The organism is Bacillus sp. SIMBA_008 (genome assembly GCF_046535495.1).
GTDB classification, from domain to species: domain Bacteria; phylum Bacillota; class Bacilli; order Bacillales; family Bacillaceae; genus Bacillus; species Bacillus subtilis.
Genome location: NZ_JAWRWL010000813.1, coordinates 1 through 256 on the forward strand (window position 1 = coordinate 1; position 256 = coordinate 256).

1 protein-coding gene is annotated in these 256 nt (G+C 41.0%); it reads left to right on the plus strand.

Annotated elements, in window-relative coordinates:
- A partial coding sequence (locus tag SB658_RS25575) for a cytochrome ubiquinol oxidase subunit I (protein WP_410603254.1) occupies window positions 1-256 on the plus strand: 256 nt, incomplete at both ends.

Consider the following 256-nt stretch of genomic DNA (forward strand, 5'->3'; position numbering starts at 1 on the left):
TCGGTGTAGCAATTCCAACTGGAACAATTGTTGGTGTGCAAATCTCACTTCTTTGGCCTGGTTTTGCCAAAATTGTTGGGCAGGTTATTTCTGTTCCCTTTCAAATTGAGATTTTCGCCTTCTTTTTAGAGGCGTTGTTCATGTCTATTTATGTATATGCAGCTGACAAACTACCTCCATTCATGAGATTAATCTCGCTATTCTTCGTCATGATTGGTGCCACGGCATCTGCCGTGCTTATTACATCAGCAAATAC